The 24,390-nt window shown below is 62.3% G+C and carries 22 protein-coding genes; 7 read left to right on the top strand and 15 right to left on the bottom strand.

Going from position 1 to position 24,390, the window contains the following annotated elements:
- The first annotated feature begins 73 nt into the window (after window positions 1–73).
- The 4 genes from X733_RS157300 (at window position 74) to X733_RS157315 (ending at window position 6,066) form a co-directional block, all read left to right on the top strand.
- Complete coding sequence (locus X733_RS157300) at window positions 74–2,860, top strand: caspase family protein (protein ID WP_023818197.1); 2,787 nt, start codon at window positions 74–76, stop codon at window positions 2,858–2,860.
- On the top strand, window positions 2,848–3,048 hold the full coding sequence (locus X733_RS157305; protein WP_348625856.1) for a hypothetical protein: 201 nt from the start codon (window positions 2,848–2,850) through the stop codon (window positions 3,046–3,048). The genes X733_RS157300 and X733_RS157305 overlap by 13 nt, the downstream gene beginning before the upstream one ends.
- A gap of 444 nt (window positions 3,049–3,492) precedes the next feature.
- The gene (locus X733_RS157310; protein ID WP_023667464.1) at window positions 3,493–4,260 is read left to right on the top strand and encodes an NAD kinase; all 768 of its coding nucleotides are present in this window, start codon (window positions 3,493–3,495) and stop codon (window positions 4,258–4,260) included.
- A 192-nt stretch (window positions 4,261–4,452) separates the two neighbouring features.
- Window positions 4,453–6,066 (top strand): DEAD/DEAH box helicase, encoded by a 1,614-nt coding sequence (locus X733_RS157315; protein ID WP_031193139.1) that lies wholly within the window; start codon window positions 4,453–4,455, stop codon window positions 6,064–6,066.
- 42 nt (window positions 6,067–6,108) lie between these two features.
- Here the strand turns inward: X733_RS157315 and X733_RS157320 are convergent, their stop codons facing one another.
- From X733_RS157320 to X733_RS157340, 5 genes are all read right to left on the bottom strand, one after another.
- Window positions 6,109–6,780 carry a WbqC family protein gene (locus X733_RS157320; protein ID WP_023818195.1) on the bottom strand — a complete coding sequence of 224 codons (672 nt, stop codon included), beginning with the start codon at window positions 6,778–6,780 and terminating at the stop codon, window positions 6,109–6,111.
- On the bottom strand, window positions 6,777–7,718 hold the full coding sequence (locus X733_RS157325; protein ID WP_155924165.1) for a hypothetical protein: 942 nt from the start codon (window positions 7,716–7,718) through the stop codon (window positions 6,777–6,779). The genes X733_RS157320 and X733_RS157325 overlap by 4 nt, the downstream gene beginning before the upstream one ends.
- Window positions 7,719–7,729: 11 nt before the next feature.
- Window positions 7,730–8,641, bottom strand: a complete 912-nt coding sequence (locus X733_RS157330) for a hypothetical protein (protein ID WP_155924164.1) — start codon at window positions 8,639–8,641, stop codon at window positions 7,730–7,732.
- A 41-nt stretch (window positions 8,642–8,682) separates the two neighbouring features.
- Window positions 8,683–9,351 carry an acetyltransferase gene (locus X733_RS157335; RefSeq protein WP_023688392.1) on the bottom strand — a complete coding sequence of 223 codons (669 nt, stop codon included), beginning with the start codon at window positions 9,349–9,351 and terminating at the stop codon, window positions 8,683–8,685.
- Window positions 9,352–9,415: 64 nt separating this feature from the next.
- Entirely contained in the window at window positions 9,416–10,105 is a 690-nt protein-coding gene (locus X733_RS157340) for a class I SAM-dependent methyltransferase (protein WP_196813703.1), read from the bottom strand.
- A 79-nt stretch (window positions 10,106–10,184) separates the two neighbouring features.
- Between X733_RS157340 and X733_RS157345 the strand changes: the two genes are divergently transcribed.
- Window positions 10,185–11,831 carry a radical SAM protein gene (locus X733_RS157345; protein WP_196813702.1) on the top strand — a complete coding sequence of 549 codons (1,647 nt, stop codon included), beginning with the start codon at window positions 10,185–10,187 and terminating at the stop codon, window positions 11,829–11,831.
- Window positions 11,828–12,958 (top strand): DegT/DnrJ/EryC1/StrS family aminotransferase, encoded by a 1,131-nt coding sequence (locus X733_RS157350; RefSeq protein ID WP_050588626.1) that lies wholly within the window; start codon window positions 11,828–11,830, stop codon window positions 12,956–12,958. The genes X733_RS157345 and X733_RS157350 overlap by 4 nt, the downstream gene beginning before the upstream one ends.
- A 227-nt stretch (window positions 12,959–13,185) precedes the next feature.
- On the opposite strand, the gene X733_RS157355 is transcribed toward X733_RS157350, so the two are convergent.
- From X733_RS157355 to X733_RS157370, 4 genes are all read right to left on the bottom strand, one after another.
- Window positions 13,186–13,794 (bottom strand): hypothetical protein, encoded by a 609-nt coding sequence (locus tag X733_RS157355; protein ID WP_023681486.1) that lies wholly within the window; start codon window positions 13,792–13,794, stop codon window positions 13,186–13,188.
- Window positions 13,795–14,030: 236 nt separating this feature from the next.
- Window positions 14,031–14,681, bottom strand: coding sequence for an OmpA family lipoprotein (locus tag X733_RS157360; RefSeq protein ID WP_023667470.1), 651 nt, complete (start codon window positions 14,679–14,681; stop codon window positions 14,031–14,033).
- A 150-nt stretch (window positions 14,682–14,831) separates the two neighbouring features.
- Window positions 14,832–15,200, bottom strand: a complete 369-nt coding sequence (locus tag X733_RS157365; RefSeq protein ID WP_023667471.1) for a GFA family protein — start codon at window positions 15,198–15,200, stop codon at window positions 14,832–14,834.
- Window positions 15,201–15,346: 146 nt separating this feature from the next.
- A complete protein-coding gene (locus X733_RS157370) occupies window positions 15,347–16,237 on the bottom strand; it encodes a LysR family transcriptional regulator (RefSeq protein WP_023818191.1) in 891 nt (296 codons plus the stop codon).
- A gap of 103 nt (window positions 16,238–16,340) precedes the next feature.
- On the opposite strand from X733_RS157370, the gene X733_RS157375 reads away from it, so the two are divergent.
- Window positions 16,341–17,210 (top strand): NmrA/HSCARG family protein, encoded by an 870-nt coding sequence (locus tag X733_RS157375; protein WP_023818190.1) that lies wholly within the window; start codon window positions 16,341–16,343, stop codon window positions 17,208–17,210.
- A 57-nt stretch (window positions 17,211–17,267) separates the two neighbouring features.
- On the opposite strand, the gene X733_RS157380 is transcribed toward X733_RS157375, so the two are convergent.
- From X733_RS157380 to X733_RS157395, 6 genes are all read right to left on the bottom strand, one after another.
- Window positions 17,268–17,663, bottom strand: coding sequence for a hypothetical protein (locus X733_RS157380; protein WP_023667474.1), 396 nt, complete (start codon window positions 17,661–17,663; stop codon window positions 17,268–17,270).
- A 286-nt stretch (window positions 17,664–17,949) separates the two neighbouring features.
- A complete protein-coding gene (locus X733_RS157385) occupies window positions 17,950–18,369 on the bottom strand; it encodes a GFA family protein (protein WP_023691227.1) in 420 nt (139 codons plus the stop codon).
- A 118-nt stretch (window positions 18,370–18,487) separates the two neighbouring features.
- A protein-coding gene (gene prfB, locus X733_RS157390) for a peptide chain release factor 2 (protein ID WP_155922402.1) occupies window positions 18,488–19,619 on the bottom strand; the annotation gives its coding sequence in 2 pieces (ribosomal slippage) (window positions 18,488–19,552 and window positions 19,554–19,619; 1,131 coding nt in all).
- Between the two features lie 130 nt (window positions 19,620–19,749).
- Entirely contained in the window at window positions 19,750–20,259 is a 510-nt protein-coding gene (locus X733_RS1000000170665) for a penicillin-binding transpeptidase domain-containing protein (RefSeq protein ID WP_245260872.1), read from the bottom strand.
- The gene (locus tag X733_RS01000000165980; protein ID WP_245274393.1) at window positions 20,147–22,282 is read right to left on the bottom strand and encodes a penicillin-binding protein 1A; all 2,136 of its coding nucleotides are present in this window, start codon (window positions 22,280–22,282) and stop codon (window positions 20,147–20,149) included. Before X733_RS01000000165980 ends, X733_RS1000000170665 begins: the two co-directional genes overlap by 113 nt.
- A 213-nt stretch (window positions 22,283–22,495) precedes the next feature.
- The gene (locus X733_RS157395; RefSeq protein WP_023738932.1) at window positions 22,496–23,755 is read right to left on the bottom strand and encodes an N-acetylmuramoyl-L-alanine amidase; all 1,260 of its coding nucleotides are present in this window, start codon (window positions 23,753–23,755) and stop codon (window positions 22,496–22,498) included.
- Window positions 23,756–24,390: the final 635 nt, after the last annotated feature.

Here is a 24,390-nt window from a genome sequence, read left to right as displayed (position 1 = left end):
AAGGTTGGGCCATTGATGAATTGGGGCAAGCCGTGGCGTGAGCGCCGCAGCCTGCAGGGCTTGGATCACGGTCATGCGCCTTTTTCTGGCGGTCGTGCTGCTGATGACCATGGCGCTCTTCTCCGCTGCGCGCGGCGAAGCGCGGATAGCGCTGGTTGTCGCCAATCCGGCCTCTGAGGGCTCACCGGCAATCGCCAACGCCGACCTCAGTGCCGAACTCGTTGCAGCGACACTACGATCGCTTAGCTTCACCGTCCGGCAGGTGTCGGATGGCGACCGCGCCGATGTCGCGCGCGCCATGCATGATTTCGCCCAATCCCTGGCCAATCCGGACTCCGTCGGCATCTTCTACTATGTCGGCCACACCGCGCAGGCCAACGGCAGGAACTATTTACTGACGCGCGGCACCCGGATCGATTCAAAGGAAACGGTCGACCAGACGGCATTGCCCCTCGATCTGTTCATGCAGGCGCTCGAGGCAACCCCGACATTGAAGGTGGTTCTGCTCGACAATCCCGGCGATGGCCACAACCCTACTTCCGGCGTGATGCAGGGTCTGGCTGCGGTCGATCCCCTCACCCACGCCATCGTCGCTCTGTCGGCCAAACCCGGAACCGTTGCACTGGACGAAGCCCGCCCCGTCACCGTATTTGCCGATGCGCTCACCGCTGCGCTGGTCAAGCGCGGCGCGGACATAGCCATCATCCTCGCCTCGGTCAGGCAAACCACTATCGACAAAACGTCAGGCGCCCAGTGGCCATGGATGTCATATGGCCGCTCGGCAGACGCTGCCTTTGTGCTGACGCCGGACCAAGTGGCCGGCGCGGCACCGGCGCTGCCGCTTGTGCCGGAACCGGCACCGCCGGCGATGGCGAGCGGCGGCTACATCTCCCGGAGTGGGGGTTGGCAGCCTGACGGCAGCGACTACGCCGATGACAGCGGTCAGGAGCCCTACCCCATGGACGTTGCACCGGGCTCCGGCAGTCCCGATGCCGCGATGGGCGACAGCGCCAAGGAGGCGGCGCTCTACGAGGAATACAAACGCCAGGAACAGCAGCGCCAATTGCAGGAAGAGCAGGCTCGGCAACGATACGAAGAGGAAAAGCAACGTCTTGAAGACGCGGCTGCGGCCGCTGCCCAGAACAATCTCGGCGGGACCTATCCGCAGGATGGCGAAGCCACCGGCGCCGAACCGCCCCCCGATAAGGCAAGGATCCCCCCTGAGGATGGCATGACATCGGCCCCGCCACCCGCGACCGGCGCCGAAAGTCCGCCGGAGGCGCAGGCGCCACCGAAACCAGCGCCGCCGCCCATCGACCAGGCGCAAAGCCCTCCTTCCGGCGGCGCCCTTCCACACCCCGAGACGGGCGCTGTCGAGGTGGTGCGCCATCCAACCATCGATGCGCCGGATGAGATTGTCGCCGGCGAGACGGTGACCGTTTCGATCGCCCTTACCGAAGAGCAATTCACGCCCGAAGTGAAGGTGAAGGCAGCGCCGGACTCGTCGGTGACGGAAGATGGCGCCCTGGCCATGGCGATGCCGGCAGGAGCCGAGCAATGGCCGATCGACATCGATCTGTTCGCCTCCGGCTTCGATCTCACCGACGGCGGCAAATGGAGCCGACGGACGACGCTCTACCGCCAGGGCGACAGCGACTTCGTCCGCTTCGACGTCAAGGCGCGGCCGATCGCCAAGAACAGCAAGCCGTCCCAGTTCATCGCACGCATCTACAGCGCCGGGAGGTTCCTCGGATCGGCGTCGCGGTCCGTTGTCATCCGTCGCACAGCGCCTGTCGAGGCAGCCGCTCCGAGCGCCACAGCCGAACGCTCCGCAGCACCTGCCATGCTGATGCTGGCCGCTACACCGCCGCAACCGGCGGTGACAGGCGATGTCACGCTTGGCGGCGCGGGCGGCGATGACGTTCCCGATCTCGACGTGACCATCCTCTATGACGATCCGAGCGGGCTGGGTTCGGGGCAGATCATCATCCATTCGCCGCATCTGGCCGGTCCGGTGACCGATACGTTCTCGACGCCACCTGAGATGGCGGCGTGGCTGGACTCCGAATACCGCCGCCTGCTGCAGCTCGGCCTGAGCTTGCGCGGGGCCGTTTCGCTGCAGCAGCCTGCCGCAAGCAGCGATCCGGGGACGCAAAAGCGCTTTGTCACGCTCGCCGCCGAAGGTTTTGGCGATGCGCTCTACCGCGACTATGTGCCGAAAGCGTTCAAGGACGTGTTCTGGTCGCTGCGCGGCAAAGGCGAACTGCATTCGATCCAGATCACCTCGAACAGCCCGACGCTGCCCTGGGAATTGATCCGCCCGCGCAGCGCCGACGGCGCAACCGCCGACGGTTTTCTCGGCATGGGCTACCGGCTGGCCCGCTGGGCTCCGCGCAGCAGTGCCTCACAGGTCGACAACCCGCTCGACCGCATGACCTTCACCGGCGTCGCGGCCGTCGCGCCCTCCTATGTCGACAAGCAGTCGCTGCGCTTTCAGCAGGACGAGATCGCGGCACTGAGCAAGCTTGCCGGCTACCGCCGCTTCGATGGCGATTTCATCTCTTTCGAGAAACTGGTCGGCGAAGTCTCGACCGGTTTCATTCATTTCTCCGGCCATGGCGAGGTCAACAAGCCGAGCAGCGGCCGGCCGGTCTTTGCCATCGATCTCGTCGATCAGTCGCTCGACCGGATACATGGGCTGCGTTGGTCGCGACCGCGCATGGCAAGGGCAATCCGTTCTACTTCTTCAACGCCTGCGACACAGGCCGTTCCCAGATGCTCGGCGGCTTCGTGCAGGGCTGGGGTCCGGCGGTGTTGGCGGGCGGCGCTTCCGGCTTCATCGGCGGCATGTGGCCACTGACCGACCGCGCGGCAGCGGCCTTCTCGACCGATTTCTATGGCGGCATCAGCACGCGGATCAAGGACGGGCCGGTCTACCTGGCCGAGATCCTGCAGGATGTCCGCAGAGAATTCTACCAGACCGGCGATCCGACCTATCTCGCCTACACATTCTACGGCAACGCCAATCTTCAGATCGTCGCGCAGTGAGCGATGGATCGTCGTTGGCAGATTGGCTTCAGCCTACAACGCGTTTTGGGGGCATGGCACGCCAGCGCCGCCGCAGCGTGAGGCCATCGGCCTGGAGCTCATGTCTTCGGACTGCCGCACAAGCTCCGCAAAGAGAAGGGCGAAACTTCCCATCACAAGGAAGACGATAATCAGGCGTGTCACCGGCAATAGACAGGTCTCGACTGGCTAGCCCCCAGCCACCCATCCTCTGTCGGCTAACATGATCGATCAGGCTTTACGAGTGTTTAAGCTCGCTCTTAACCATCACATTCGCCGTTCCGGCGACATGAAGCGCGAGCCGCCGATTTCGTTTCGCCGCGGCCGCAACTGCGCCGGACGATGCCTCCCTTTGCAGATGCGCTTGCCCATGCTACCCCACGCAACCGCCGCCGACCGCCATCGGCCGACCGCCATCGGAATGTCATGAGCAAAGCCAATCTCGCCTTCGTCTCCTCCGACACTGCCGATGCCAAGGCGGCGATGGAGAGCCTGTCGGCCCGCTATGGCCAGGCATCCTTCGACGACGCCCAGGTGGTGGTGGCGCTGGGTGGCGACGGCTTCCTGCTGCAGACCTTGCGCGACACGATGAGCACGGGAAAGAAGGTCTACGGCATGAACCGTGGCACCATCGGCTTCCTAATGAACGAGTACCGCGTCGGCGGCCTCACCGAGCGCATTGCTGCCGCGGTCGCCGAAACGATCCGCCCGCTGGAAATGCTGGCGGTGACGCATGAGGGTGAGACGGTTTCGGCACTCGCCATCAACGAGGTGGCGCTGTGGCGTCAGTCCTACCAGACGGCAAAGATCCGCATCACCGTCGACGAGCAGGTCCGCATCGAGGAACTGAACTGCGACGGCGTGATGATCGCGACGCCGGCCGGCTCCACCGCGTACAATCTTTCGGCGCACGGGCCGATCCTGCCGCTGGATGCGCCGTTGCTCGCGCTGACCCCGGTCAGCCCGTTCCGGCCGCGCCGTTGGCGGGGTGCCTTGTTGTCAAACAAGGCGACCGTACGCTTCGATATTCTGGAGTCGGAAAAGCGCCCGGTGAACACCGCCGCCGACCACACCGAGGTCAAGGCGGTGGCTTCCGTAACGGTCCGCGAATCGCCGACTGCGACGGCAACGCTGCTGTTTGATCCCAACCATTCGTGGAACGAACGCATTCTCGCCGAGCAGTTTCGCTATTGAGCCGGCGCAAAGAGTGACTACCTAATTAAGCATCGCGATTAAGCTTACGTTTTCACAATCGTGCCAATCCCGCCCGTTTCTGTTGACAAATCGCGGGCTTGCGCCTAATCGCAATACCAATCTTGCAGGCACGCTGTGCTTGCCGCGACGGATGCCGTTGCGCTTCCCCGAACCAGCCAAAGACAGCAACTCTTGTCCTCAGACACCACGACCGCTCTAGAAGCGTTGACCTTTTCAGACCTCGGCCTGTCGCCCAAGGTCCTTTCCGCAGTCACCGATGCGGGCTACACCGTGCCGACGCCGATCCAGGCTGGCGCCATCCCGCATGCCTTGCTCGGCAAGGATATTCTGGGCATAGCACAGACCGGCACCGGCAAGACGGCTTCCTTCGTGCTGCCGATGCTGACCCGCCTCGAAAAAGGCAGGGCCCGTGCCCGCATGCCGCGCACGCTGATCCTCGAGCCGACGCGCGAGCTCGCCGCGCAGGTCGAAGAGAATTTCATCAGATACGGCAAGAACCACAAGCTCAACATCGCGCTGCTGATCGGCGGCGTCTCCTTCGACGAGCAGGACAAGAAGCTGGAGCGCGGCGCCGACGTGCTGATCGCCACGCCCGGCCGTCTGCTCGATCACCGCGAGCGCGGCAAGCTGTTGCTCAACGGCGTCGAGATCCTCGTCATCGACGAGGCCGACCGCATGCTGGACATGGGCTTCATCCCCGACATCGAGCGCATCTGCGAGATGATCCCGTTCACCAGGCAGACGCTGTTCTTCTCAGCGACCATGCCGCCGGAGATCACCAAGCTCACCGAGAAATTCCTGCATGCGCCGGTGCGCGTCGAGGTGTCCAAGGCGGCATCCGCTGCCACCAACATCATCCAGCGCCTAGTCAAGTCCGGCTCCAAGCCGTGGGACAAGCGCGAGACGCTACGCAATCTGATAAAGGCCGAAGACGCCGAGCTGAAGAACGCTATCATTTTCTGCAACCGCAAGGTCGAGGTCGCGGAGCTGTTCCGCTCGCTGTTGAAGTATGACTTCGACGCCGGCGCCCTGCATGGCGACATGGACCAGCGCGCCCGCATGCAGATGCTGGCCAATTTCCGCGATGGCAAATTGCGCTATCTCGTGGCGTCCGACGTCGCCGCGCGCGGCCTCGACATTCCCGACGTCAGCCACGTCTTCAACTACGACGTGCCGATCCACGCCGAAGACTATGTCCACCGCATCGGCCGCACCGGCCGCGCCGGACGCTCGGGCAAATCCTTCACCATCGCCACCAAGTCCGACACCAAATACATCGACGCCATCGAGCGGCTGATCGGCAACAAGATCGAGTGGCATGACGGCGACCTGTCGACCGTGGTCGCCAGCGAAGGCGGCGAGGACGAAGCGCCCCGCCGTGGCCGTGGCGCTCCGCGCCGCGCCGGCCGCAAGGACGAGGACCGCAAGGTCCATGATCGCAAGGACGGTGGCGAGCGCAAGCCGCGCGAACGCCATGCCAAGCGCAGCGACGACGCGCCGGCGGCAGATGCCGCACGCGAGGAACAGCCGGCGGTAGCCGAGGCCGCGGTCGCCGACATCGGCGAACGGCATCAGCGCAAGGAAGCGATTCGCTCCGAAAACAGCGACCGCAAGGTCTCCGATCGCAACAACGAGAACCGTGCCCCGGAACGCGGCGACACAAGGCCGCAGCGCGCCAGCAACAGCCGCCCTGCCCGCGGCAACAACCGCGGTGAAGACAATGACGGCACCGTCGGCTTCGGCGACGACATGCCGGCCTTCATGAAGATCGTCGCCAAGGTCTGATCGTCGCAGTCCTAAAATAGCTGCCAAGTGATCGGCAATTGCTCACGGCCCCCATTGGCACGTGTTTCGAACATCGTCGCGAAGGTCGGCGAGGTTATTGCCAAAAAAGGCAGGCAGGATGTGGGGGAACCTCCCTGCGTAGGGCACGAGAAACTGCAGATCGATGCCCGCCTGCTGGAAGTTCTCGGTGGCATAAAGGTGGCGCCCACCGGCAGCGTTGATGTAGCGCTGTCCGCCGAGCGCTCGAACGATGCCGATAATGCGCGCTTGCCCTCGCAAGGCGGGATCAACGCCGAGGCTGGAACTGCGCAAGATGTTTGCTTTGAGTTCGAGCGCGTCGGCGACGAGCCGAAGACCGTTCTCGAGAAAGCTTGTCACGTCGCCAAGCGACCCGGTCAGATGGCGGCTGATCCGCTCCGCGGCCGGCGTTGTCGCCTGGCCCGGCAGGCCGAAAGCGGCCAGGCGCTTGTCCAGAGCGGTTCGGGCGCCGTCCGCCCAACGCAGATCCTTTATCTGTGCATCGAACGGCAAAGGCGCGAGCGGCAATGTCAGCCAGCGGCCCGGTGTCATTTCGCAACGATGCACCCGTCCCCGGCGCGGGAACTGGACATCGTCGAAAACAACGAAGACGTCGCTCGCAGCCATCAGGCGAAAATAGCCCGCATGCGGGAAGAAATATGGCTGCATGACAGCAATGGTGAGCTTGCCCGTCACTGCGTCTTGCCTTCGCCATAGAAGCAATGAGGCAAGCTTCGAACGTGCTGCTGGAACGCTTGAAGGACCGGCGATGCGAACGACTTGCCACAGAAGGCGTCGAATTCGTCGCGGTTGCACAGGAAGCTGTGGCGATCGAACTGCTCGCGGCGAAGATAATGCAGCACCCGGATATCCGCCGGGTCGCGCAGCCCGTGCGCCAGCATCTCGTCGGAGTTTGGACAATTGTATTCCGGCCCGAGAGGCAACGCATCGGCCCCGACCGTCAGGATGGCCAGCGACAGCGCGATCTGGCCGGAAAAGAAGATCGAGGGCTGATCCTTCAAATAATCCAGTACGCGCGCGGTAAGCGGGCGGATCAGTGGCTGAATGGCGCTGAAAGCGCTTTTGTTGAAGACGACGAAGCCATAGTTGATATAGGCGGGGCACCCGCCGAAGGCGCCATCCGACGACTCGGAATATCGCCAGTTGAGAGGCGTATCTGCAAAGCCGAGCGTCTCAAGAAGCCGACGCCATGCAGCGTTGTTTTCCGAGCCATCTCTCGAAAATGGCGAGAAATGCGCCGGTAGGCCGGCAACACTCGGCCGATCAGCGTCGCGCATGCGTTGCAAAAGCTCGTCGATCGGCCGCATCAGGCAGGCGTCGGCATCGGCGAGGATGATGACATCGCCGCGCGGCGCCTCGGCATAGCGGTCAAAGCCCGAGGAGAAACCCCGGTCGCTGATAGCACGCGGCACGGGGCGCCACGTTACCGGGAAGGCCGAGGACCAGGTGTTGGCGGCATGGAGTTCGTCGATGTCGGCATGCCCGCCAACAGAGACCACAATGGGGGCGGCCGCATAGACGCCGCCGAGCTTGGCCAACGACAAAGCTGCCAGCTTGACGTTTGAGAAAAATTCCGGCTCCGGCAGGATCGGGATGCGAAATTCGAAAGTCATGCCGGTCCCCGTCATGTCAAATCGCGAGTCGCCCAGCCGATGCCGGCCTCGCCGAACCCGTTGCCGTTGTAGAACATCACTTCACCGGAAGCGCGTCGCATGACGCAACAATAGGCCTGCATCCAACTGTCGAAGTCGCCGGCCGCCGGCGGATTGCTGAAGATCACAGGTTCCGCCTCGCCAGCCATGCCATCCCGGACATCTATCGGGCGGGAAAAAAGGCGGTAGGCTTCATTGCCACCATCGCGAAAGTCCCGCCCGCGGCGGCTGTACCACAGCCGTATACCGCCAGCCTCATGCGTGACCCAGGGACGCGTCTGGCTGTTCCCGTCCCCGAGGTCGTCACCTAGGACCGGGACCGAGCCTGTTTCCCACAGAATTCCGTCTGGCGAAACACAGCTGCGGAGCACATAGTCAGGCTCCCGGACACCTCTGGTCTCCACCCAACCGGTGCCGCTCGCATACCACATGCGATAGCCGCCCTTGATCGCACCAACGAAGGGCGTTGACACGAAATAGGGATCTGCCGGACCGATACTGCGGACCGGCCCCGCAAATGCTCTCTCGAAATTCAGCCCATCATCGCTGGTGGCGAGCCCGATGGCGATCTGAAAGCTGACATCGCTACGTGGGTAGATGCCCGAATAATACAGATGCACGCGCCCACCGATCATCACCGCGCAGGAGGGCCCCAGCCCCGAGCAATCGAAAGTGCCTGGCAGGCCCGGCTCCATGATCGGGTCGAAATACTCACCCAACACACGCATGCCGTCTTGCGGGTCGACATCAACGGCCAGGATGGATGACCGGTTGGCGCCATTGCGCCCGGCGAAATAGATGCGCCAAAGCCGAGGCGAAAGGGCGAGGACCGTCGGAACCTGCGCGTAGCTGCCCCACCACCCGTGCCCCGCCTTTATGGGCACCAGCAACCCCTGCCGGGTCCATTTCCTCTGACGGCCAGGCATCAGCGGAACTTCATCGACTTGATACGGGCGCTGGAATAGGGCTTCGGCAAGTCCGAGGGATGACGCACTACACTGTTGGCGGGCACATCGCGCCGGATCATGCAACGGGACTCGATATAGCTTCCGGCACCGATCGTGATGCCGTTGTCGATGCCGACCTGGCCGCCGATCAGGCTGCACGTGCCGATATGGACACCGCTCGCCAGCCCCACCTGCGACGAGACGAAGCAGAAATCCTCGACGATGGAGTGATGACCGACATGGCTACCGCTCCACATCATGATGCCTTCGCCGAGGCGGACAAACGGCTGCAGCGTGCAATTCTCGAGAATGAAGCAGTTTTCACCAACCGTGTCCGCCATATTGTGCGTAGAGGGGTGGATGAAGCGCGTGAAGCTGTACCCGCGCGCCCGGCCCTGCTTATGCCGATCACGGCGGAACTCGTTGAGGTTCTGGTAGCTGAGCGGACCAAGCAGCTTGACGGTTTCAGGCGGGAATCGGTCCTCAAGCTTTTCCCAGGCGACCACGGGAAGACCTTTGAACTCGGTTTGTGTGAGGAAGTCTTCGTCGACAGTAAAACCGACGACGCGATCCTCTCCGAACCTGTCGAGGTAGGCCCACGCGACCTCGGCGATCTGGCCCATCCCAAAAATAACCACGTCCGCCATGCCGCCCCCGCGCCTATGCCCATTATATTCTTGACCCGCAAGCCGGAAATCCGCGGATCGTCGGCTACGCGGCAGCCTTGTAGACGTAAACCGTGTACTCGTAGAGCCCGTAGTCGGCGCGAATGAGGTGATGACGCGACAATTGACCGACGACGAAGTGGCTTATCCGATCATAAGGCACGTGAAAAAGGTCCTCGCGTTCCCAGTCGACATGCTTCGACATCAGGTTGAAGGCCATTCCCTTGCGGGCATGCGGGAACACCCTTGCGATCAACCGGGTCATGGTGTCGAACATCGTCTCGTAGGCGACGCCACAACGCTCCGTGAAGACCCCGTTCATGATGATGTAGTCGGCCTCGGGCACAACCACCTCATTCTGCATCACGTCCATACAGTCAAAGGTCACGCCGGGATATTTGCGCCGGCACAGGTCGATGAACCGTGCGGACAGATCGAGCCCCCGATATCGCAGTTTGCGATCGTCGGATTGGCGCAAATAGTCGAGGAAGTGGCCGGCGCCGCAGCCGAAGTCCAGCACATCGACCCGGTCGCGCTCACGCATCGCCTCGGCCATTATGCGGTAACGTGTCGCTGCCCCCCCGGCATCCGGCCAGTCGACTCCCTGGGGCGTATCGCCATGACGTGCAAGACACGCCTCGTAGTGGGCGACCAGCGCGTCGTATGGACCACTGTCGGGCAATTGGAATACCTCGTCTAATTGGCAATAGAAGGCGTCGGCTGGCTTGTATATCACTCTATAATCTGCGCGAAACATCATGTCACTGAATCGCTCACTCACAGGCTTATACTCGATGCACACTTCGAATATGCCTTTGCCGCGCAAGCTTCGGGTTTGCCTCATCAATCCGCGGTTCCGCCCTTCCGTCTGGAGCCGGGACGAGGTGCTTCCCGTTCTGCCTGGCCAAAAAGGCAGCTGGATCGTGACAGGTTCCCTGCCCGCCCTTGCGGCGCTTGCTCCGGATCATTGTGATGTCGTCCTGCTCGATGAGAATGTCGAGGACCTGGATTTCGAGCGGCTCGGTGCCTTCGACATCGTCGGCGTGACCGGCATGATCGTGCAGCGCGACCGCATGTTTGAAATCCTCGAGAGACTGCGCGATCTACCGATTACCGTCGCCGCGGGCGGTCCCTATGTCTCGGTGTCGGAGGCGGAGTTTGTCGACCGCTGCGACGTGCGCTTCATCGGCGAAGCCGAGGAAACGTGGCCTCGCTTCCTGACGGCTTTCGCTCGCGGAGAGCCTGTCCAGAAGCGCTACGAGCAGGACGCGAAAACCGATATGGAGACCGTCCCCACGCCTCGATATGACCTGCTGAAATCTGGAAGCTACGTGGTAGCGTCTCTACAGTTCTCGCGAGGATGCCCGTTCCTTTGTGAATTCTGCGACATCATTACCATCTTCGGTCGCCGGCCACGCCTGAAGTCGCCGGCGCAAATGATTCGCGAGTTCGATGCGATCGTGAAGGCGGGCTTCCGTACCTGTTTTCTGGTCGACGACAATTTCATCGGTAACAAGGTCAAGGCCAAGGAACTCCTGAGAGGCCTGATCGATTGGCAAAAGGTAAACGGCTATCCATTGGCCTTTTCGACAGAAGCCAGCATCAATCTGGGTGACGACGCGGAAATGCTCGATCTGATGCGTCTGGCCAATTTCCGCCAAGTCTTTGTCGGCATCGAGTCGCCCCGCGCCAAGTCGCTGATGGAAACGAGGAAGATCCAGAACGTTCGTGGCGACAGCATGATCGACAAATTGCAGCGCATCCGCGACAGCGGGCTGGTGATTCAGGCGGGTTTCATCGTCGGTTTCGATAGCGACGATGAGGCGATCTTCGATGAGCAGTTCGAGTTCATTCAGCAAATCGGTATCGCGCAAGCATCTGTGGCAATCTTGTGCCCGATCCCCACGACGCCGCTCTATGGGCGGCTGAAGATGGAGGGTCGGCTGGACCTCAGCGACCCCTATGTCAGCTTCCGCCCGAAGAAGATGACGCGCGAAGCGCTGAGGGCCGGCTATGACAGGTTGGTGCAGCGCCTTTACGAGCCGGACGCCTACTTCAGCCGCCTTGTGGATGGCTATTTCGGATCGCCAGGCTTTCGCAAGAGCCGGGCGACGCTTGCAACCCTGATCGGCCGGAAGCGTTCCGGCGTGACCCGGATTGCGGAATTGGCCGGTGCCATCCTGATGGCTGCCCGACTCTTCAGAGCTTTGCTTGCCAAGCGCAGCGCGATGTCGCTGGGCGGCGCCTATGTCAGGCATTGGCGCCGCAACCGGCGTCTCTGCGGCCGCGAGGCGATACCATTCGCCAGTTTCGTGCTGCTTTGCGCCGATCACTGGCATTTTTACACCATCTCGCGGACCAGCAGTAAGATCGAGATCGGGACCAGCCGGCCCGAAACCTTGCGGCCCATACCCGCAAATGAAGGCCTCTATCTGGACAAGACCGCAGGCGGTAGAGCTTGAACGCCGACGGATTGTGGGATGCCGATCCCGGCCCAGCGCCCGATGTTCCCGTGTCGCGCCCGCGACTGCCGACAGGCGACAGCATCCTTCCCTATCTGCACGAGATCGATGCAACTCGCTGGTACAGCAACAACGGTCCGTTGAACCGGCGTTTCCAGGAAGCTCTCAAGACTCGGACCGCTGCAGGCCATGTCGTATGTGGCGCAAACGCAACGCTGGGGTTGGCGCTCGCATTGATGGCGCAGAAACCGGCGAAGGGAAGTCTCTGCATGATGCCGTCCTGGACCTTCGCGGCCAGCGCGCACGCGGCGGTCCTCGCAGGGCTCGTTCCATGGCTGGTCGACGTAGACCTGGACAGCCAGCAACTGTTGCCCGAGAGCGCGGCAGAACTCCTCCGCCAGGCTCCCGGCGGCGTCGGAGCGGTCATGCCGGTCATGCCGTTCGGCCGCCCGATTGGTGTCGCGAACTGGGATCGGTTCAAGAGCGATACCGGTCTTGCCGTGGTAATTGACGCAGCCGCAGCCTTCGACACCTTGACGCCATCGCGGGTTCCGGCAGTCGTCAGCCTGCATGCCACCAAGGCACTCGGCATCGGCGAAGGTTGTTTTATCGCGTCAGACGACGGCTCTCTGATCGAGGAAATCGCGGAGGGTGCCAACTTTGGTTTTTCAAATTCGCGCGAGGCGGTCAGACCGGCCCTGAACGGCAAGCTCAGCGAGTATGGTGCGGCCGTCGGCCTGGCCGCACTTGAGCTGTGGCCACATACGCGTGCCGCCTACAAGCGCGTTGCCACAAGCTATAGCCGCTCGCTGGGGTCGATTTCCGAGCTGAGCTTGCCGGAGGGGTTCGGTGAAAAATGGATATCCTCCACCGTCACCATTGGCCTGCGGCCTGGTTCGATGGACCGGGCGCTCACGGCGCTGGCGAAAGGAGGGGTTGGTGTGCGCCGGTGGTGGGGTGGCGGTCTGCATCGGCACGCAGCCTTCGAACATTTTCCCAGGCTGCCGCTACAGACCACTGACATACTGGTAGCGACTCAACTGGGGCTACCCTGTTGGACCGATCTTGCGGATGAAACAATCTCCCGCATCTGCTCGATCCTCAGCGAAGTGGCTGCTGCGGGCTGAGCCGAATGTCTGGTCGACTCTTAAGGCAAAACGGCCCCTTAGCGCCCAGCGCGATGCTGGCGCGTGCGCAATTTTGCCGCCATGGTCGGCTTCCGCGACGACATCATGCGGGCAGCCTTCATGCGCGCCGGCCCTCATGCCCATCGTCGTCCGAGCCCGATCCCGAGCGCTCTCAAATGCAGCCGGCCAGCTTGCACTCTTGGCACGCTCCTATCCTGGCCCGTCCGTCACATCGGGCCGGGCATCATCTTGGTCGGTTTTTCCAGCATCGGAAACTCTGCCTTGCTGCATTTCACGTTCGGGTTGGTCGGACTGAACATGCCGTTCGGATTGTCTCTGAACAGCCAGGCATGAAGGTCGTAGTGGACGAACTCCCTCGGAATGAGCGGATAGTGCCCTTCCATCGGTCCCATGAAGGTCTGGCCAAATAGTTTTGGAGGTTCCTTGGTGTCTGGCGTCAGGGGCACCAGCCATTCCACGCCAACCAATTTCAAGCCTTTCTTGGTCGGCTCGTAGATCAGCACATTGGGGCGCATCGGATCGAGTTTCTGACCGACACTCGGGACGTTGACGAAATGGATGCCCATAGCGCCCTTCGGATAGTCCATTGCGCCCTCGATCCTGTCCCCGCTGTAATAGACGCACCCGACAGTCGACAGATAAAGGTCGCGGACGGCGACCGTGTAGTCTTCATATTTGGCGAGCGATTTCTTCAACGCTTCAATGTCGGCTTTGTTGGCGTCCTCGGCTCGAGCCGTGGCCGCTGCGCACCAAGCGGAGACCAGACCTGTCAAAATGAGGACGCCGCAACGCCCAAGACGAGCTGTTCTTGTCATGCATTCCTCCCAGATTTCCTATCTGGCCGTGCAGGACCGGGGCCGACTAAGTGACTGCGCGGCCGTTTGTATCGCCCCATCCCCTCTGGAACCGCACCAATGCTAATCCCTTCCAAGGCCTCCGGAAAGGAATTATTAGAAATCTCTAATGCGTTAGACCTTTTGACGGACCACAGGAGCCCAAAAAGAAAGCGGCCCCTTGCGGGGGCCGCCTTCGCATTTCGATGCCGAACAATTCAGGTCAGCGGCGAAAGCTGGATCTCGACGCGCCGGTTCTGCGCACGGCCGGCCGCCGTTCCATTGGACGCGATCGGACGGGTCTTGCCGAATCCGGTGACGGCGAAGCGGCGCGAATCGACACCTTGGCCTGAGAGATAGTTGGCGACCGCCAATGCACGGCGCTGCGACAGATCGAAATTGTGTTCGTCGCCACCGGTCGAATCGGTGTGGCCGAACACGTCGACCGTGGTCTGCTTGAACTTCTTCAGCACCAGCGCAACCGAGTTCAGCACCTGGTAGAAGCCGGGCTTCACCGCATCCTGGTCGACGTTGAAAGTAATGTCGGACGGCATGTTGAGGATGATCTGGTCGCCGGTGCGGGTGACGCTGACGCCGGTGCCTTCGAGTTGGCGGCGCAGTTCAGCCTCGTTCTGGTCCATGGTCGCACCGATGGCGCCGCCGGCCAGCGCGCCGATACCGGCGCCGATCAGCGCGTTGCGGCGGTCATTGCCGCCGGCAAGCAGGCCGAGGCCCGCACCCGCCAGGGCGCCAAGGCCGGCGCCGGCTGCGGTGTTCGAAACCTTCTGTTCGCCGGTGTACGGATCGGTCGTGGTGCAGGCGCTCACCAGCACAGCCGTCGCAACGGCGACGAGCACAGTCTTTTTCATAGAATCGTCCCTCTCCAAAGCGCGGCCTTTGCGGCTCGCGCATATAAGCCCTTCTCCGGTCTTGTAACATGAAATGCGGCGAAAAACCGAGCGGCGAAAGCGGCTTTTCCCCGCTCGCGCCACTCTTCCGCTTCGGTGGCTGGTGCTGGCCTACCAGAGGTTCTTGCCGTCAATGACGACCACCTCGACCTTATCGAGGTCGAAATCGTCGAACAGCCGCGAATTGACTGATATCTTGGGATTGTCGAAGTCCGGTTTGCCGGTTGACCAGTCCGGCGTTTCGGTGAAGGTGCCGCAGCCGCAAATGGCGCAAAACCCGTGTTTGACGGTCTTCGATCCCCATTGATAGAAGGAAACGTTTTCCGGCGAGCTGGTGAGCTTGAATTGCGACGGAACGTAGTAAGCCCACAGCGAACCGCGCTTGGAGCAGAACGAGCAGGTGCATTGTGTTACCGTCTCGGGCGCCTGCGAAACCTCGAACGTCGTCGCCTTGCAATGACAGCTGGCCTTGATGGTCATGAAAAGCTTTCCTCTCCGTTGCCGCCACCCATGCGGCAAGGCACCATAAAGGAAGGCTCCTGACAACTGTCTGTCAGCAGGCTCCGATCGATCGAGCCGAGCGGCGCTCTGGCCGAAGCGGACCCGTCGTCACCTCCCAATCGTCGTCACCTGCCGATATAGGCGGCCAGTTCGTCCGGCGTCCCGTTTGGGAAAGCCTGTTTCAGAAAATCCAGGAACGCCGACACGCGCGCGCTGAGCAGCCGCCGCGACGGGTAGAGCGTCCATAGAGAAATTTCGGGGCCGTCAATATCCCCCCAATTCACCAGTGTGCCGTCAGCCAGGTCGTGGGCCACCAACGAAATGGGAAGCCGTCCTGCGCCGACGCCGGCTCGCACCGCATCGCGGACCATGATCAGCGTCGACAAGGCGAGGACCGGCTCGATTCTAAGTGTTGCCCGGCCACCTGGTGTCTTCACCTGCCATGTTTGCCGCTCGCCTGTCCCGCGCGCAACGCCAGGAGCGGCGAGCCCATCGGTCGGGCGAGGAAGGTCCGGGCTCGCCACAACGACCAGGCGGTCGCGGAGAAACGCCCGTCCGACCAGGCTTTCATCGGGATCCGGATGGACCCGGATTACCAGATCGTAGCCTTCCTCGATCATGTCGACATGCCGGTCTTCGGTGGTCACTTCAAGCCTCACCTCAGGATACCTCAGGGCAAATCCCGCAGCGATCCTCCCCATTGCAGTCTGCGAAAAATGCAAAGGCGCGCTGATCCGCAATCTGCCCTTGGGTCTCTGACCGCCCGAGGCAATCGCCGATGCCGTCTCGTCCAGCTCGGCAAGCAACGCCCCCGTCCGCTCGAAGAGCGCCCGTCCTTCTTCGGTCAGCTTCAGGTTACGCGCACCCCGTTCGAACAGACGCAGATCGAGACTGCTTTCCAATTCGCCAACGCGCCGGGACAACGTTGCTTTGGGCCGGCCGGTGGACCTTGCCGCTTTGCCGAAGCCGCCATGGCGAGCCACGAGGTTAAAATCGGCAAGGGCTAAAAGGTCCATGACTGTCCCACCAGTGAGACGACGTGTCTAAAATTGCCGTCTACTGGGCTCTTTGTGAGCCACACATATTGGGACTGTCAAGCAACCCAACAGGAGAAATTCCATGACCATTCTCGTTACCGGCGCCACCGGCAATATCGGCCGCCAAGTCGTCGAACAGCTCGCGAAGCGCGGCGCCGATGTGCGTGCTCTCGTGCGCGATCCGTCGAAAGCCAGTTTTCCGGCAGGCGTATCGGTCGTGCAAGGCGACTTTCTCGATGTCGATTCGCTGCGCAAAGCCATGTCTGGCGTTTCCACGCTGTTTCTCTTGAACGCCGTGGTGCCGGACGAATTCACCCAGGCTTTGATCGCCTTGAACGTCGCCCGATCGGCCGGCATCGAGCGGATCGTCTATCTCTCGGTGATCCACGCTGACGTCTATGTGAACGTGCCGCATTTCGCGGGCAAGTTCGGCGTCGAGCGAATGATCGAACACATGGACTTCAAAGCTACGATCTTGCGCCCGGCCTACTTCATCCAGAACGATCTGACGGTCGAAGACGTCATCACCGGCTACGGCACCTACCCAATGCCGATCGGCCCCAAGGGTCTCGCCATGATCGACGCCCGCGATATCGCCGAGATCGCCGCCCTTGAGCTGCTGCGTCGCGAACAGTCCAAGGAGCCGCTTGCGTTCGAGCGGATCAACCTCGTCGGTCCGCAGACACTGACCGGGACGGATATTGCCGCAATCTGGTCAGACGTACTCGCCCGCCCGATCAGCTACAGCGGCGACAATACGGAGGGTTTTGAGCAAAATCTCAAGCAGTTCCTGCCCGCCTGGATGGCCTACGACATGCGCCTGATGGGCGAGCGTTTCTTCACCGACGGGATGCTGCCCGAGGCCGGCGACGTCGAGCGCCTGACGGCACTTCTGGGTCGCCCACTGCGCCCGTATCGCGACTTCGCCTCGGCACTCGCTGCTTCCGTCTGACGCAAGCGCCTTCAGCACCACCAAGGCCGGCCTTCCGATGAGAACTGCCAACAGAACTCAGTAGGAACGCGGTGGCACGAACAGGCAGATCGTCTTGCCTGCGTCGAGGCCGGCCTGATGCGCGCACCAGTGGAAATCGCCGTCGGGTGAGTCCTTGACCCGCTTGTCGCTCATCGGAACGACCTCCCCCGTTCCGGCGATGACATAGCCCTCCGGCTTTTCCAGCACCTCGCCGGTATGGGTGGTGCGGCAGTCGTAGTTTGCGCAGCAGGCGAAGGGATAACTCCAGCCTTGCGGCTTCGCCGCCGTAGGCTTGGCGTCATGGGCGAAGGCGGGTGCGGTCAGCACCGCCGCAAGCATCGCAATTGCAAAGATCGGGGTCACGAACAAGGAAAACAGGAGTCGGCCAGCCGGTTGAACGGCTCTGGCCGATCGGAGAGTGGCAGCAGACATGGAAGCGTTCCTTTCAAACGAGCATCAAGCGTTTCGCTTGCCCGTTCCCGGAACGTGTCTTCCCAGTGGCCGGATCGTCAGGTCGCAGATATGCCGCGTCCGGCCATAAATGCTTTTTCTCTTCCAGCCCTCGGATGCTGGGCTGATTCCTAGGCTGGCGCAAGAAGTTGCTGCGCGAGGCCGCACATCTACGCCGCTATCTGCAACCGCTGACGAGATCCAAGCCAGGCTCAACTCCCGGCAGACGGGCAACGAAACAACGGGATTGGCCGTATGTGGTTCCAGCCTATACGTCGCCTGGACCGGCGATCACATGCCCTTCATATTGCGGCAAGTCGTCGGCGATGGTGAACCATGGCGCTTTGGAGCCGACGAAGATGTGCGCGGTCGGCCGGATCGTCGGATCGTCGACCAGCGTGCCCATGGCGACATGGACATAGGCGCCGTCGCGGACCAGCGAATACAGCAACGAGCCGCAGCGGCTGCAATGCGCATCGTGGCCGCTGTCATCGCCGAAATGGATGAGCCCGTGATGCCCTTCGGCAAGGGCAAGTTTCTCGCGCTCGATGCCGGCGAAGGGCTTGAAGGCGGAACCTGTGGTGCGCCGGCAGTTCGAACAATGGCAGTTGGCGGCATAGACGAACTCGTCCGCCACTTCATACTGGACCGCGCCGCAAAAGCATTTGCCGGTGAGCCTGCGAGTCATTGTTCCTCCTTCGCTCCCCCGCCCAGGGATGTTCTTATTCAAGTCAGCCGAGCCGAAAGTGGCGGAAGCGCAGGAATCAGCCATTCGCAGGCCGGCCTCACCTGAATATGGACATATCCTAGTCGAGGTCGGCCACGGCTTCACCGGCACCGCCCTCGATGCGCTGCGACAACGAAGCTTCCATGAAGTCGTCGAGGTCGCCGTCGAGCACGCTCGACGGGCTGGTGCTCTCGACGCCGGTGCGCAGGTCCTTCACCAACTGGTAGGGCTGCAGCACATAGGAACGGATCTGGTGACCCCAGCCGATGTCGCTCTTCGACGCTTCTGTGGCATTGGCCACCGCTTCGCGCTTCTTCAGCTCTTCCTCGTAAAGGCGCGAGCGCAGCATTTCCCAGGCCTTCGCCTTGTTCTTGTGCTGCGAGCGTTCGGCCTGGCAGGCAACCGCGATGCCGGTGGCGATATGGGTGATGCGAACCGCCGAGTCCGTGGTGTTGACGTGCTGGCCGCCCGAACCGGATGAGCGGTAGGTGTCGATGCGTACATCCGATTCCGAGACGTCGATCTCGATCCTGTCATCGACGACCGGGTAGACCCAGACGCTGGAGAAGGACGTGTGGCGGCGCGCATTGCTGTCATAGGGTGAAATGCGGACCAGGCGATGAACGCCCGACTCGGTCTTCAGCCAGCCATAGGCATTGTGGCCCTTGATCAGGAGCGTGGCGGACTTGATGCCGGCTTCTTCGCCATCATGGACTTCCAGCACCTCGACCTTGAAACGGCGACGCTCGGCCCAGCGCGTGTACATGCGCAGAAGCATCGAGGCCCAGTCCTGGCTCTCGGTGCCGCCGGCGCCGGCATGGACTTCGAGATAGGTGTCGTTGGCGTCTGCCTCGCCCGACAGCAGCGTCTCGACCTGGCGGGCCTTGGCCTCGCCCTGCATCGAGCGGAGGGCCGCTTCCGCCTCGGCGATCACGCTCTGGTCGCCCTCTTCCTCACCCAGTTCGATCAGGCCGATATTGTCTTCCAGCGCCTGGGTCAGGCTTTTGACGCCGGCGATCCCGTCTTCGAGGCCCTGGCGCTCGCGCATCAGCTTCTGCGCTTCCAGCGGATCATTCCAGAGGCTTGAATCCTCGGCGCGCACGTTCAGGTATTCAAGCCGTTTTATGGCCTGATCCCAGTCAAAGATGCCTCCTCAGCAGGGTGATCGCCTGCCTGATCTCGTCGACAATGTTCTGCGTTTCCGCGCGCATGGCTGGTTGTTCTGTCCTGTTTTCGAAGTGGCGCTTGGGTCGGCGCGATACATAGGCACGGCATTGCTGCCTGTAAAGCGAAATGGGCCGGCTCAACAAGCCAGCCCATTCAGCTTAAGAAATCAGGTCGTCAGTAAAGCCCGCCGCCGGGTGCCTGGATGGCTTCCGTAGCCTGCGGCGATAGCGGTCCGCCGGCGCCGTTGGACCCGTCGGCGCCCATGCCGATCACCCAATAGCTGTCGGCCGGGCCGGTGCCGGGCTTGAAGGCTTCGATGATGGTGCCGGGATCGCCCGACGCGGCACGCATGCCGGTCTTGCGGTTGATCGCGACCAGGTTCATGCCTTCCGGCACCTTGAAGTCGACATTGGGCGTGCCGTCCAGCGCAACGCGCATGAAGTCCTTGAAGATAGGCGCCGCCAGACCACCGCCGGTGGCGCCATGGCCGAGACCGCGCGGCGTGTCGTAACCCATGTAGAGGCCGACGACGAGGTTCGGCGTATAGCCGATGAACCAGGCGTCCTTCTCGTCATTGGTCGTTCCGGTCTTGCCGGCGATGTGGCGGCCAAGCTCGGCGATGGTGGCGCCGGTGCCGCGCTGGACCACGCCTTCCATCATCGAGGTGATCTGGTAGGCCGTCATCGGATCGAGCACCTGCTCGGAATTGTCGACCAGTTCCGGTTCGGGCTGGTTGTTCCATTCGGGCGCGTTGCAGCCTTGGCAGCCGCGCTCGTCCTGCTTGAACACGGTCTTGCCGTAGCGGTCCTGGATGCGGTCGATGAGCGAGGGTTTNTTGGCAGCCGCGCTCGTCCTGCTTGAACACGGTCTTGCCGTAGCGGTCCTGGATGCGGTCGATGAGCGAGGGTTTGATCGACTTGCCGCCATTGGCCATGATCGAATAGGCCGACACCATGCGCATCACCGTCGTCTCGCCGGAGCCCAGCGCCATCGGCAGATACGGCGCCAGATGGTCGTAGACGCCGAACCTCTCGGCATATTCCACCACCAGCTTCATTCCCATGTCGTTGGCCAGCCGCACCGTCATCAAATTGCGCGACTTTTCGATGCCGGAGCGCAAGGTCGCGGGGCCTGCCACCGTGCCGTCATAGTTCTTCGGCGTCCAGGTCGTGGTGCCGCTCTGGATGGTGATCGGTCCGTCCATGATCACCGAGGCCGGCGTATAGCCATTGTCGAGCGCGGCCGAATAGACGATCGGCTTGAAGGACGATCCCGGCTGGCGCATCGCCTGCGTGGCACGGTTGAACTCCGACTGCGCATAGGAGAAGCCGCCGACCATGGCCAGCACGCGGCCGGTATGTGGATCCATGGCGATCAGGCCGCCCTCCACTTCCGGCACCTGGCGCAGCGTGTAGGCGCCTTCCGACCCTTCGTTCTTCTGCACGAAGATGACGTCGCCGGGCTGCAGTACATCGGCCGGAGACTTGGCCTTGACCGTCTTGCCATCGACCACATGGCGCATGGCAAAGCTCATGTCTTCCTTGCTGACGGCGCCTTCGATGCGTTCCTTGACGATATCGCCCGAAATCTGCCGCGTCGGCTGCAGGCCGATGGAAAGGCCGGTCGCCGAGCTGTCGAGCACGACGGCAAGCGACCATTCCGGCACGTCTTCCAGCCCCTTGACGTTGCCCAGCGCCACGCCCCAGTCGCCGGAGGCATCGATATGCGTCACCGGTCCGCGATAGCCGCGCAGCGTGTCGTATTTGAGCAAGCCGTTCTGCATCGACTTGCGGGCGATGAGCTGGATCTTCGGATCGAGCGTCGTGCGCACCGAAAGGCCGCCCTCATAGAGCGCGTTCTCGCCATAGCGCGAGATGATCTGGCGGCGCACTTCCTCGGTGAAATATTCACCCGCAAACAGATAGGAGCCATTGCGGCGCGGCGTCACGCCAAGCGGCTCGGCCTTGGCCTTGTCGCCTTCCTCGCGCGTCACGTAGCCGTTCTCGACCATCTGGTCGATGACCCAGTTGCGGCGCTCGATGGCGCGGTCGGCATGCTTGAAGGGATGGTAGTTGTTGGGCCCCTTCGGCAGCGACGCCAGATAGGCGGCTTCCGCGACCGTGAGTTCGTTGACCGACTTGTCGAAATAGGTCAGTGCCGCGCCCGCAACGCCATAGGCGCCGAAGCCGAAGAAGATTTCGTTGAGATAGAGCTCAAGGATGCGGTCCTTCGAATAAGCCTGCTCGATGCGGAAGGCCAGGATCATCTCCTTGATCTTGCGCTCGTAGGTCTGGTCCGAGGACAAGAGGAAGTTCTTCGCCACCTGCTGGGTGATGGTCGAGGCGCCGACCTGGCGCCTGCCCGAACCCAGATTCTGCAGGTTGACGTAGATGGCGCGGCCAAGCCCGGTGATGTCGATGCCGGGATGGTTGTAGAAATTCTTGTCCTCGGCCGACAGGAACGCCGCCTTGACCCGGTCCGGAACCGCCTGGATCGGCAGATAGAGCCGCCGTTCGCGCGCATATTCGGCCATCAGCGAGCCGTCGGAAGCATGGATGCGGGTCGTCACCGGCGGCTCGTACTTGGCCAGAACCTCGTAGTCGGGCAGGTCTTTCGACAGATGGCTGATGTATATCGCCACGCCCGCGGCGACGATAAGCGCCAGCGTCGTGCCGATACCAAAGAAATAGCCGATAAGACGAATCATGCCCGCTCCAGTCCGAGGTCCGGGAATTTCCTAGACGAAGCCGCCTTCCGCGCAAGCCTTCGCAACTGTCCCGATCCGTGATGGAAAACCCATGTCGCCACCATGTGGGCAAAATACGGCAGTGCCCGGTTTAGGCATCCCCCACCTGAAATAAAAGCGCCTGGTGTTGTCGTCGTGCAACGCTGCCTCCGGTCGTGGGCGGCGGCGACCATCTCAGCCTCCGGTTCCCGTTCCCATCTTGGCGGAGGCAAACAGGGCGACGGCGTTGGTGATGCTCTGCGCCGCCTTGCCGCGCCAGTCGGCGTCGAGCAGTTGCGCTTCATCCTTGGCGTTGGAGAGATAGCCAAGTTCCACCAGCACCGACGGCACATCGGGCGCTTTCAGCACTTTGAAGCCGGCCGAACGCTGCGGATTATTGATCAGGCCGACGCTGGTGGACAACTGGCCGACCAGAGTGTGGGCAAAGCTCATCGAGAAATTATGCGTCTCGCGGCGGATCAGGTCGATCAGTATGTCGGTGACTTCCTTGTTGTCGTCCTTGATCACCATGCCGGCGAACTGGTCGGAGAGGTTTTCACGGTCGGCAAGCGCCTGCGCTTGCGGATCGGACGCCTTGTCGGAGACGGTATAGACGGTGGCGCCTCTGATACCCTTGACGCTGATCGTGTCGGCATGGATCGAGATCAAAAGGTCGGCCTCGTGCTGCCGGGCGATGCGCACGCGGTCATCGAGCCGCAGGAACTCGTCGGTATCGCGCGTCATGAACACGTCGTAGTTGGCGACGGCGGCGAGCTTGTCGCGCAATTCGGTGGCGAAGGCCAGCGTCACGTTCTTCTCGATGGTGCCGTTGAGGCCTTCGGCGCCACCGTCGATGCCGCCATGGCCGGGATCGATGACGATGGTGAAGCGATGCCCGGGATTGGAGATCGGCCCTGTGCCGACCCTGGAGCCCTTGTCGGTGGAGACGGTCGAGCCAGTGGTCAGCGCCTGGTTGGCAAGGGCTTCGTCGAACTCGCGGTCGGAGGCTGCCGACATGTCGATGGCGATGCGATAGCCTGCGCCGTCCTCGTTCTTGAGCACCTCGAGCTTGTCGACCGAGAACGGCCCCTTGCCGGTCAGGATCAGCCGCGATCCCTCGCCCTGATCGCCATAACGCACCGCTTTGACCAGGCCGCGGGCCTTGGCGTCCTTCGCGCCAATGGCGAATCGGGTGCGCGGCAGGTCCACGACCAGCCGGTTGGGGCCGCGCAGCAGGAACCATTTGATGTCGGGCTCGCGGTCGAAATCGATGACGATGCGCATCTTGGTTGCGTCGCCGGCCATCTTGTAGGCGGTGGCGCCGAGTGGCGCATCGGCGGCGCGTGAAACCGGCGCAAAAGCAAGGCAAAGCGCCAGCAGCAACAGCACACCGGCAGCGCGCAGGAAACGGCCTGCACGGCCATGGCCCTTGTCTGTGATGCCCGCCAGTCCCATTTCTTTGCAGTCGCTCCCGATTTGGCGCTTGCGCCCGCGTGGTTGGTCGAAATGCCGGTCAGGCCGCAGACTCGATTAACGATTGGTATCCAGAGAAGGTTAACCAAGCCTTTTCATTGAGGATTAAGGCCTGTGCTTCCGTTACGGCACTGCTTTTTGCCGGCATCCGAAATCGGGGTTGCCTTCCACCCCGTCAAATCATAAAAGCGATGGTGGATCACTGCAATCCTGGAACCGCTTCTCCCGCAGCTTCCTGCTACAGGTCAGATGAAAGGCGGCTCCTTTCGCTCCAGCGAAAAGGCTTCAGGTGATCGCGACGAATTTCGCAGGTGTGCGCCCGTGGCGGGGGAATCGCCTGCGTGAGGAAAACGGCCGGGTTTGTTCCCGTGCCGGCTCTGTATGAGCAAACAAGCTGGTCCGGTTCGTCCGGGCTTTGGTTCAAAAGGTTCTGCTGGTGACGATGGCTTCAAGCGCAATCATGGAAAGGTCCGCATCAAACCGCGCCATTGTGGCTGCGGGCGGCACCGCCATGGCGCTCAAGCGGCGTCCGGCGGACATTCAGACATCCGGCACCCACATCCCAGACACGCAGCAGCGGGCTTTGCCTCGCAAGCTGCGGCTGACGGCTGCCGGGA

The organism is Mesorhizobium sp. L2C066B000, from assembly GCF_000502335.1.
GTDB lineage: Bacteria > Pseudomonadota > Alphaproteobacteria > Rhizobiales > Rhizobiaceae > Mesorhizobium.
This window is presented reverse-complemented; position numbering and strand designations above follow the sequence as displayed.